The organism is Spirochaeta lutea (assembly GCF_000758165.1).
GTDB lineage: Bacteria > Spirochaetota > Spirochaetia > DSM-27196 > Salinispiraceae > Spirochaeta_D > Spirochaeta_D lutea.
The window spans coordinates 259,144-269,264 of the sequence record NZ_JNUP01000064.1 but is presented as its reverse complement, the minus strand read 5'-3'; the positions used below and the strand labels follow the sequence as shown (position 1 = coordinate 269,264).

The following is a 10,121-nucleotide window of genomic DNA, read 5'->3' as shown; positions in this document are numbered from 1 at the left end:
CGGTCCCTGTGCCCGGAATCGTCAAGGTCGTGGCGGTTACCGCATCCTGGAAGTCTACAAGGGTCACCGCGTCGGTGACTGCCACCGTTCCCACCCCCACCGTTCCGGTGAAGGTCACCGTCCCCGCATCACGAAGAGTAAGCGTACCAACCCCGGCCACACTGGTTCCAGAAATGTCCGCTCCGGCGAAGTGGCCGGTATCCAGAGTCAAGTCAAAGGTCGCCCCGGTCACCGCGCCCACCGATAGATCCCCGGTGCCGTCCGTCGCCTGGGTATCCAGGGTTACAGCAGAACCGAGAGTCACATCACCGAAACTCATCGGCCCGTTACTGCTTACAATACTTCCATTCAGGGTTCGGGTAGCATTGGCAGTTGCCGTCAGCCCCCCGGTAAAGCTCAATGTTCCCCCGGCTTGTCCCAGGGTCAGGTCTCCGGTATTCGCAAAGGTCACCGGGTCGGTAATCGTTCCGCTCGCTCCGGTCATCTGAACATCGTAGGCCGTCGCAGTGCCCGGAACCGTCAAGGTCGTGGCGGTTACCGCATCCTGGAAGTCTACGAGGGTCACCGCGTCGGTGACTGCCACCGTTCCGGCGCCCACCGTGCCGGTGAAGGTTACGGTGCCTGCATCTCGTAACGTAAGCGTGCCAACCCCGGCAACACTGGTTCCTGAAATATCCGCTCCGGCGAAGTGGCCGGTATCCAAGGTCAGGTCAAAGGTCGCCCCGGTCACCGCACCTACCGACAAATCACCGGTGCCGTCCGTCGCCTGGGTATCCAGGGTAGCAGCCGAACCGAGGGTCACATCACCCAAAGTAATTGCCGATGTGCCGCTGGTAATCGTGCCAAGGAGGGTAGTAGCCGCGGCCGTGTAGTTGATCCCGCCGGTTAGGGCCACCGTATCAGTCGAATCACCCCCGAGAATCAAGCCACCGGTCTGCCCGAAATTGCTGGAGCCGATTACGGTAACCGAGGATCCCGCTGTATAGGGTTTTAGTTCCAGACTGCCCAATCCCGAAACAGCGTTTTGAAATTCTTCTTGGGGTGATTCCAATGTCAGGGTAACCCCGGTGTCAATGGAGACCGTAGATTGGAAGGTTATCGAATCGGGGTCCGAAATGACCGTGTCAGCCGTGTAGACCGCAGGACTTGAGATGACGGTGGTATTACCGGAGAAGCTGTAGGAGGCGGCGCTAAAGGTCGCCGTGCCCGCCCCGGAAACCGTAAAGGAAGTAGGTTTATCCACGCCCCCGCCGATTACTGAGCCGAAGGTTTTCGTCCCCGTTGATGTAACCGTCAATCCGTAGGAACCGTCAACGGTGGCTGCCGCGTTAAAAACCACATTACCCGCACCGGAATTAATTACCGTGTCGGCGGATAGGGTTAAGGCGGAGGAAAAGGTTATGGTGGCTCCTCCGGTATCCACACTGCCCCCGATAGAAGGGCTGGTCCAGCTATCCGCACCAATAATGGAGCCGGAGTTAATCAAATCACCGCTAAAAACTATATTAAACCCGGATAGGTTCAGCACAGCACCAGTTTCTATAGTGACATCAGCAAGGTTTGCCGTATCTGCGGCTAATACCGGATCGTTCGCCCTGTTTCGTATAACCACGGCGTCCCCGATCCCGGGGGTTCCATCGTCCCCGGGCGTGCCGTCACCGATATCCCAATTCAATGGGTCGCCCCAGGCTGTTGAGCTTCCCCCGGTCCAGAGGAACACCGTATTGGCGAAGGTCCAATTGGTGTTGTTCAGGCTATCCGTGGAGTAATTTGCTGTAGCCCCGCCGGTTACGGTGGACCAGGCGATATCGGCATACTCCACAGTATGGGCGGTGGGTGTCAGGGTGTAGGCGGTTCCGTCGGTACTTCTAAGACGGATCAAGGAACCGGCGGCCCCGGTAATGACCAGATTCGCCATGGTTTGGGTGGTGCCCCCGGTAATAGTGAGGAGCTTACCCGGGGTTGTTGAGGAGAATGTCCCGAAGGTGGTGGACCCGGAAATGGTGGTGGCGGGAGTGCCGGAAAAATTGATGGTGGAGGTGCCGGCGGTAAAGGTTCCTCCGGTCCGATTCCAATTGCGTTTTACATCCCAGGTGGTTGTTCCGGCTTCAACCGTACCACCAGCCAGGGTCACACTGCCATGTACGGTAATGTCATCCCCGGGCTGATAGGTGCCTGCAGATACCCTGAGGTTATTAAACTCGGTTAATCCCGCCCAGGAGCTGTAGGGACCAACACCCCCGGAAAATTCGACGGTTCCGCTCCCCAGAGGGAGAGTCAAACTCAGGGTTTCATTACCAACTAGAATCAGGGTCCCGGAATTACTAAAGGTCCCGCCCACCGTTAGGTCCGATGCTCCGTTTAACCGCAACGAAGCACCGTTTTGAATATCAAGATCGCCCACCACAAGCGAGCCTGCAGTGACAACGGGGTAATTCCCTAAGCCCCCGGGTATTCGTATATTAGCCCCCGCGCCCAGGGCCGGGGCGGTACCACCCTGCCAGTTGGTATCTTCAGTCCATACCGTATCGGTTGATCCGTCCCAGACGTAGACCGCGGGCTCAATGGTGATGAGCTTATCATCAAAGACGTTATAGGTGGGGCTGGCTCCGTCGTAGGCGAGCTCCAAACTTCCGCTGGAGATGGCAGTATTTATCAGCTCTAGCCCGGAAATAGTGAGTTCAGCATCTCCGGAGAAATCGGCAGTAATTACATCGATACGCAGGGTATCCGCGTCGGGATAGGACACCAGGGTATCTACGTCCCCGGCTGTTCCCGTCACATTCAGGGTGGGTGTCGTAATAGATGTGTCAAAATCGGCGGTCAAACCGGCCGGAATGTGGATTCTTATATCATTACCCTGGGTTATATTGGTTCCGCCGTTGGCCCTCACCGTTATAGTCGGCAGCGCAGCGGTGCTCCCGGCAGGGGCGGTAACATTCCCGAAGCTGCTCAGGGTTGGCGGCGGATTACTATCAAAGGTATAGGTTCCGCCGATATCTGCACCGCTGCCGAAATCATTCGAACCTCCGGACCCGTCGGTGTACACCGTCAGGGTAACGGATCCGGCAGCGCTATCCGTCAGGGTAAAATTCCCTATTCCATCCGAGGAGGTAATAACTACCTCGTCAGCACTAGACCCGTTAATGAGCGGTGCTGTTCCGCCCGAGGCAACCACCCGAATATTCTGCACCTCGGGCACGGCATTCCCCAGGGCATCAAGGATCTGAAGGGAGAGATTGAGGGTTCCCCCGGTGAGGACAGAGTCTGAGGCGGGGAAAACTTCCGCATGATCGGCAGCCGGGGCCTCATACGCCGAGGCGTAGATCCGCAAGGCCTGACCGCCGCCGACATTGATGGTATCAACCGTGGCAAGATCGGCTATGCCGGTATCGATGGCGGCCCAAACATCTGTGCCGTTGGGCTCGGTGGCACCGGACTCACCTCCCCCGAGAAGCTCCCACTGCCAGGTTCGCCCGGTATACCCGATGGCGTTCACATCGTACCCGTTGGAAGCCCCTGCTACCTGACCGCCCCCGGCCGACCCGGCCCCCGGGGTATTCACCCCGTCTCCGCTTATATTTATGTAGCCTGCATCGGTATAGGTACCGCCGTCCCATCGTCTCAGGGTCCAGAGGAACCCCGAGGGCGTTGCATTAGCCTGATTCCGGTAATCTGCGTCGAAGCTATGGGGGCGTATATAATCGGTGGTAAGAGCCTCGGAGGGAACAAAAGGGTACAGGTTCCAATCCACCCCGGTGCTTACCGTACCCTCCAGGGAAACGGCCAGTGAATAGGCAAACACCCGGACGCCGCTAACGGTTCCGGGTTCACCGATGTTGGAGGTAGACAAGGCAACCTGGTAGCGGTTGTAAAAATCATCGGTATTATCCGTAAAGGTATTGTCAGCAGGATTTTTAGCACCCACAACCACATACTTGAAGATGCGTTTGTTTCCAACCTGTTCCCCCTGAGCGGGATCAATGGCGGGGGAATAAAACCAGCCGTCATTGTAGGCAGCGGTATTCGCGGATAAAATTTCTAATTCATGCAGCAGATTTCCGGCGAAGGCATCCCGAACATCCGCATAGGTTAGTTGACGGCTGGTTGCATCTGTATAGGCCCCGGCGCCGCCGTACACCCGATACCACATATCCCCGTAGTTCGGGGCGCCGATAAGGGGATTGTCATCCCCGTCCATGCCCGGATCATAAACGCCGAAATATAAGGGTCCTGATACGGTAGAATCAACCTCGAAAAACAGCACCGTGACCTTGTCATAATCTCCGTACCAATCGTCGGCTCCCCGATATGCACTGAATAAAAAGGCATCGGGGTTTTCTGGCATTCGGCTTTGTCCCCAGCCGAAACCAGCATGAAGAATCAATCCTGCCGCGATGATGAGTAGCATCCGCATGAAAGGAGGTGATGTTTTTACAACCATAGACAGTTTTCAGTATACCTCATCCCGGAACTCATTCCTATCAATTATGCCGCCATCTTGGCCTGGGGATTTTGCGGAACGCGGATTCCTCAATTACCCCCTACTCCCGAAACATCAGACTGAAACCCATCCAGTCCGCGGGGTCGGCCATGGAGGCGTCCAGCATGCCCAGATCGATACTCTGGGTTACCTCGGCAACCAGCCAGTTCTGGCCCTCGAAGGAAAACCGGGCCCGGCCGGCGGGGTTCGGGCTGGTTACCCCGCCCCCCAAACCGGCGAGGCTGTGGGCGTGTACCGGGCTGACCATAACAATGCCCGGGACACCCAGGTGCTCCAGCAGGCCGAGGTAGGTTAAGACCAGGGTATCGCAGTCGCCGGCCCAGTCCACCAGGGCCTGCTGGGGGGCTTCAAAGTCTGCCAGGGTGCCGGAGCGGCGGTATTCGAAGTTCTGGATCCAGTCCAGCAGATGGGCGGGCCAGGAGTCCAGGGCGGAAAGGTCCCAGGAGAAATCCCTGCGTAGAAAGTCGGCCTCCCCGGCTAAATCTGCAAAGCTGTCCCGGTAAATCATCTGGTAAAACCGCCGCCAGGCATCCTGCTGGAGGTCCGACGGGGCCTCCTGGTACTGGCTTAAGATCCGGGCTTCCCGCTCTATGACAACCTGGGTTGCCTCCGCCCTGGCGAGCAGTTCGGTGGCTTGGTCCCGGGCGGTTCCGTCGGCATAGGCCGAAACCAGGAGGCCGGGGGAGGCGAAGTACTGACTCACCGGTCCGGGAGAATGGTGGTAGTACCGGGTGTCCTCTAGGGCGGGGGCAAAGCTGTCCAGGATACTCAAGAGAAAATCATGGTAGCTGTCGTATTCATCCCCCAGGCTAAAGGCCAGGACGGCATAGGAGGGACGATCCGCACCCCCCGCAAGGAAGACGCCGTACCCGCGCATGGTAAGGCTTCCGGAGCTCCATTGGAGATCGGCAAACACCCCGGGCATAACCGCGGCCGTGGCGGAGGCAGAGGCGTTGGAATCACCCTGAAAAAAACCGGGAAGCAGATAGTCGAAGCCATCCTGTTCGATTTGGGCGCTGAGTCCCCGGGAAACCTGGGTTGCCAGTTGGGAGGGTTCCTGGTAGCTACCCGCCCGGAAGGTGTAAACCTGGAAGATTGCATGGCCTTCCTGATCGGCAAAGCTGGTGATGCCCTGGGAGTTATCGAAGAGGCTCCAGGTTGTGGGTGGATGGGCGGCCCATTGGTATTCGGGATGATAAATCTCTTCGCCAGTCAGATTCAGGGGCGCTGCCAAAAAGAGAATCACTGGAAGAAATAGATACATCAGGAAAAACCCTCGCTTCGGAGCGGGTACTGGCCGATCATCAGAAAAATGGGTATAACACATAAAGCCTCCATGGGATGTATCGGCAGGAACCCTCGGGGCTTGCAGAAAACCTGCCGCAGTTTTTCCGGCATCAGAATTAAGAAGGAGGACCAGATGGCCTTTGTAGATTGGGAAGAATCCTTTTCCGGGGGAAACGGGGCGATTGACACCCAACACCGCCGCCTGATTGACCTGTTAAATAATTTATACGAAACCGCTGCTGCGGGTAAGGATCATGCCGCCCAGCTGGATGCCCTCCAGGAGCTGGTAGACTACCTGGAGATTCATCTTCGTTTTGAAAGTTCAATTCTGGATGTTGATTCAAGCATTGTCGACATGGGTAAGGATGTCCTGGCGGATTTTGCCGCCGGAACCGGAATTCTCTCGACCGAAGAGGTGGACGGCTTGAAGGATTGGGTTGTCGGCCATATCCAGGATGTCGCGCGATGATTGCAGAAATCCGTCCCTCGGGTCTGGCCGGGGATATCCTGATTCCCGCATCCAAAAGTCATACAATCCGCGCCCTGCTTATTGCCAGCCTGGCACCCGGTGAATCCGTGGTGGCGAATCCCCTGGACAGCAAGGACGCCCGGTCCTGTATTCAGGCCTGCCGCACCCTGGGAGCCGAGATTTCGGAGATTTCCGGGGGCTGGGGGGGATATGAGCGGGCCCTTCAGGTCAAGGGGATTGGAACGCCCCAGGCTCCGGCCTCGGACATTATCGACGTGGGCAATTCCGGGACTACCGAGTACCTCCTCGCGGGAATTGCCGCCCTGGCTCCGGGGTACACGGTCTTTACCGGGGACCACCAGATCCGCAACCGTCCCGTGGAGAATCTGCTGGCAGCCCTGCGCGATCTGGGTGCCACTGCATTTACGACCCGGGGCAACGGCGCTGCACCCTTTGTAGTGGGCGGACCGATTACCGGAGGGAAAACCTCCATTGAGTGCCCCACCAGCCAGTTCCTCTCCAGCCTTCTCTTAGCCCTTCCCCTGGCCCAGGGTTACAGCGTCGTCGATGTACCCCTTCTCCACGAGCAGCCATACGCGGAAATGACCCTGCGTTGGCTGGAAGAACAGGGCATCCGGGTGCAGAATGACGATTGGAAACGCTTTACCATCTCCGGAGGCCAGTCCTACCGTTCCTTCGAAAAGGCGGTGCCGGGGGATTTTTCCAGCGCTACCTTCTTCGCCGTTGCCGCAGCCATCACCGGCTCGTCTCTGGTTCTCCACGGGCTGGATATGTCGGACAGCCAGGGAGACAAGGCTGTCTTCCTCATCCTCAGCCAGATGGGGTGCCGGGTGGATTACCTCCAGGGGAATGCCCTGGTGGCTCAGACCGGGGGCGCTAGCGGCCAGGACGATGCCGAGACGGCCTATGCCCATGCGGTTCAGCACGGCACCGACGCCATCCGCATAGCCGGGCCGTCCCGGATGGGTCGTCCCCTGCGGGGCGGACGCTTCGATTTGAATGCCATCCCCGACGCCCTACCGGCCCTTTCGGCTGCGGCATGTTTTTCCGTTGGACAGGTGGAACTGGTGAACGTCCCCCAGGCTCGCCTCAAGGAAACGGATCGCATCGCCGTAATGACCCGGGAGTTGTCGAAGATGGGCGCTTCTATCACCGAGCTTGAGGACGGCATGATCATCCGTCCCCCCGAGGCCGCAGGTTCCGCGCCAGGGACCCCAGGGCTTTCCGGCGCCGAGGTTCAGGGGCATGACGATCATCGGGTGGTTATGAGCCTGGCTGTGGCGGGGCTGGTCGCCCGGGGTACAACCCGGATTCACGGCGCTGAGGCTGCCTCGGTTACCTATCCCGAGTTTTTTCAAACCCTGGACCGGGTGGCAGGCAATCCGGGCACCCTGACACTTCTCTGACTACTCTAAAGTGCGTAAAAGGCTGTCACCTTCGGGGGTGGGGCCCCTGGATGGGGCTGCTATATCCGGTGCTGTTTACAACCTTTTGCGCACTACATGATTATATGATGCACAACTCCGCCTTCCGGGACTACAATGGGGGGTGGAGGAAACCATGGCTACAGAACCAAAACTTCAACAAAAAACCCGGGAATCGGCGAATCCCGGGCTGCAAAAGATTGCCCTCTTCGCCTTTACCGGTGAACTCACCTGTTTCGCCCATGCTCTCCTGAATGCCATTGATATGCAGGAGCGGGGGATGGAGGTGAGACTCATCCTTGAGGGCGCGAGTACAGGGCTCTTGAAAGACTTTGACCAGCCCGAAACCCCCTTCCGGCATTTGTTTTTCCGCTGTGTGGAAGAGGGATTGTTAGACTGTGTCTGCAAGGCCTGCAGCGCGAAGATGGGCACCTTAAAGATCGCCCAACGGATGGAGCTCCCCCTGAACGAGGAGATGTCCGGTCACCCGAGTATGGGTCGGTACATTGAAGCAGGGTATAAGGTCATAACAATATAGAATTATGAAGGATCAGCTTCCCCAGATACAGAGCCTTGTGGCTCCGGACCGCTGCGTTCTCCTGGAGCGCCGAGACAAACAAGAGGCTATCGGCGAGTTGGTAGCAGCCCTCTGGCGTTCGGTCCCGACCCTGGACTACGGCGCCATTTTCGGTGCCATCTGGGACCGGGAGGTTCAGCTAACCACCCGGATCAGTCCTGAAATCGCCATGCCCCACGCCCAGATTACCGGTATGAAGGAGAGCTACATCTGCCTGGGTCTGCAGCCTGAGGGTATTGTTTACGATCCGAAGGATGAGTCCCTGGTCCAGCTCCTGGTCCTTCTGGTCGGACCGCCCTCGGAGCACCTGCGGATCCTCAGCGTGTTGGCCCGGATGCTGGAACACGAGGAACGTCTGCAAAAACTCCTGAATGCCCGCAACCCCACGGAGCTGTTCAATGCCTTCATGACCTCCGGCACCTGGGACAGCCTATCCGGAGAACAGCACATACCCCCGGCTCCGGAACCCAAGCACCCAACTGACCGGGAGGCTGCAGCACCCCGGAACCTGACCTCAGATTCTCCCCAAACAAACCGCCCCCCGAAACACCCGGGCCCGGTTCCCGGCTCTGCCTCCGAAACAGCTTCCCTGGGAACCGCAGGATCCTCCCCTGCATCCTTCGCCCCTGGGGAAGCAGATACCCCCGCCCCCGGGCCGTCCGCTGCTTCCCTAAACCCCCAGGACCGGCTGCTGCTAGACTCGGCCCTGCATATAGCCCAGGGCTTGGAGGCCCAGGTGCTCTTCATACACCTCCACCACACCCTGTCGCCCCAGGCCCTGGTCCGCTGGTTCACCCTGATGCAGGATCTTGATTTTCAACGGGCCTTGGATGTCCGGGATCTTCCGGATCAAGATTCTGCCGGAAACAAACCGGAACCGGCCGCACCCCAGGTACAGGCCGAATCCCCGGATAACCAGCACGCCCGGGCAGACCTCCGCCGCCCGGATTCATCGACGGATCCCGAATCGGTAAGGGACCCGGATGCATCAACGGCCCAGAACCCAACCGAGGAATCGAATTCCTCATCTGCCCCCGGGCTCGGGGAACCCCTACCCCGGGAAATCCACCTCATCGTAGTCCAACCCGGAAACGACGGCCCGGACCTGACCCGGGAAACAGCCAATCCCCGGATCCACCAGATCCTCACCCCCTCGCCCCGGCGCCCCAATAGAACGAACCCGGTTAATCTGTCCATCCTTCTGGGACTGTCCCGGGGACTCCTTAAGAAGGGCCAGAAAACCGTGTCCCTCTTCTCCACCGGGGGGGAATTCCTCGATAACATGGAGGTGAGCGACATTGATCGGGACTTCGGGGTCTTTTTTTCCATGCCCTTCCATGGAGCCAGTGCAGATACCCAGATGGAGGTATTCATGAGGGTACTGCAAATCGCCTCCGAGCTGGCCGCCGAGGGCCGGGAGGGCAAACCCGTAGGAACGGTTTTCGTTATGGGCGACAGTCTCGGTATCAAACCCCACTGCCAGCAAATGGTGGTGAACCCCTTCCGGGGCTACGACGAATCGGAGCGCAACGTCCTGGATCCGGGCCTGACTGAAACCCTCAAGGAATTCTCCCGGATTGACGGCGCCATTGTCATCCGGGGCGACGGGGTAATAACCTCCGCAGGAACCTACCTCCGGGTGGACCGCCCAGTCCAGGAGCTCCCCGCCGGCCTTGGCGCCCGGCATACCGCTGCAGCGGGCATAACCGCGATGACCAAGGCCATCTCTATTGCCATCAGCGAATCCACCCGGCAGGTGAGCATCTTCTACGGGGGCGAGCGGGTTATGGTGATTTAACGGCCCCCGGACTCTGCCCCAGCCCGTCAGAATCCCCTTCC

6 protein-coding genes are annotated in these 10,121 nt (G+C 58.7%); 4 read left to right on the top strand and 2 right to left on the bottom strand.

Annotated features, from left to right (window positions below; translation table 11 throughout):
• Positions 1-4,444 (bottom strand): beta strand repeat-containing protein (locus DC28_RS09165; protein WP_037547899.1); only part of this gene is annotated, 4,444 nt, incomplete at its 3' end.
• Positions 4,445-4,544: 100 nt separating this feature from the next.
• Complete coding sequence (locus DC28_RS09160) at positions 4,545-5,768, bottom strand: hypothetical protein (RefSeq protein ID WP_156104641.1); 1,224 nt, start codon at positions 5,766-5,768, stop codon at positions 4,545-4,547.
• A 48-nt stretch (positions 5,769-5,816) separates the two neighbouring features.
• On the opposite strand from DC28_RS09160, the gene DC28_RS15555 reads away from it, so the two are divergent.
• The 4 genes from DC28_RS15555 to DC28_RS15550 all read left to right on the top strand — a co-directional run bounded on the left by DC28_RS15555 (position 5,817) and on the right by DC28_RS15550 (position 10,080).
• Positions 5,817-6,260 (top strand): bacteriohemerythrin, encoded by a 444-nt coding sequence (locus DC28_RS15555; protein ID WP_156104640.1) that lies wholly within the window; start codon positions 5,817-5,819, stop codon positions 6,258-6,260.
• Complete coding sequence (gene aroA / locus DC28_RS09150) at positions 6,257-7,687, top strand: 3-phosphoshikimate 1-carboxyvinyltransferase (RefSeq protein WP_037547897.1); 1,431 nt, start codon at positions 6,257-6,259, stop codon at positions 7,685-7,687. The genes DC28_RS15555 and aroA overlap by 4 nt, the downstream gene beginning before the upstream one ends.
• A gap of 154 nt (positions 7,688-7,841) precedes the next feature.
• Positions 7,842-8,243, top strand: a complete 402-nt coding sequence (locus tag DC28_RS09145; RefSeq protein ID WP_052078692.1) for a hypothetical protein — start codon at positions 7,842-7,844, stop codon at positions 8,241-8,243.
• Between the two features lie 4 nt (positions 8,244-8,247).
• On the top strand, positions 8,248-10,080 hold the full coding sequence (locus DC28_RS15550) for a PTS sugar transporter subunit IIA (RefSeq protein ID WP_052078691.1): 1,833 nt from the start codon (positions 8,248-8,250) through the stop codon (positions 10,078-10,080).
• The last annotated feature ends 41 nt before the right edge of the window (positions 10,081-10,121 follow it).

Excerpts from the sequence above, each read along its gene's own strand:
- DC28_RS09160 (WP_156104641.1), bottom strand. The coding sequence starts at position 5,768 with ATGTATCTATTTCTTCCAGTGATTCTCTTTTTGGCAGCGCCCCTGAAT.
- DC28_RS15555 (WP_156104640.1), top strand. The coding sequence starts at position 5,817 with ATGGGTATAACACATAAAGCCTCCATGGGATGTATCGGCAGGAACCCT.
- aroA (WP_037547897.1), top strand. The coding sequence starts at position 6,257 with ATGATTGCAGAAATCCGTCCCTCGGGTCTGGCCGGGGATATCCTGATT.
- DC28_RS09145 (WP_052078692.1), top strand. The coding sequence starts at position 7,842 with ATGGCTACAGAACCAAAACTTCAACAAAAAACCCGGGAATCGGCGAAT.
- DC28_RS15550 (WP_052078691.1), top strand. The coding sequence starts at position 8,248 with ATGAAGGATCAGCTTCCCCAGATACAGAGCCTTGTGGCTCCGGACCGC.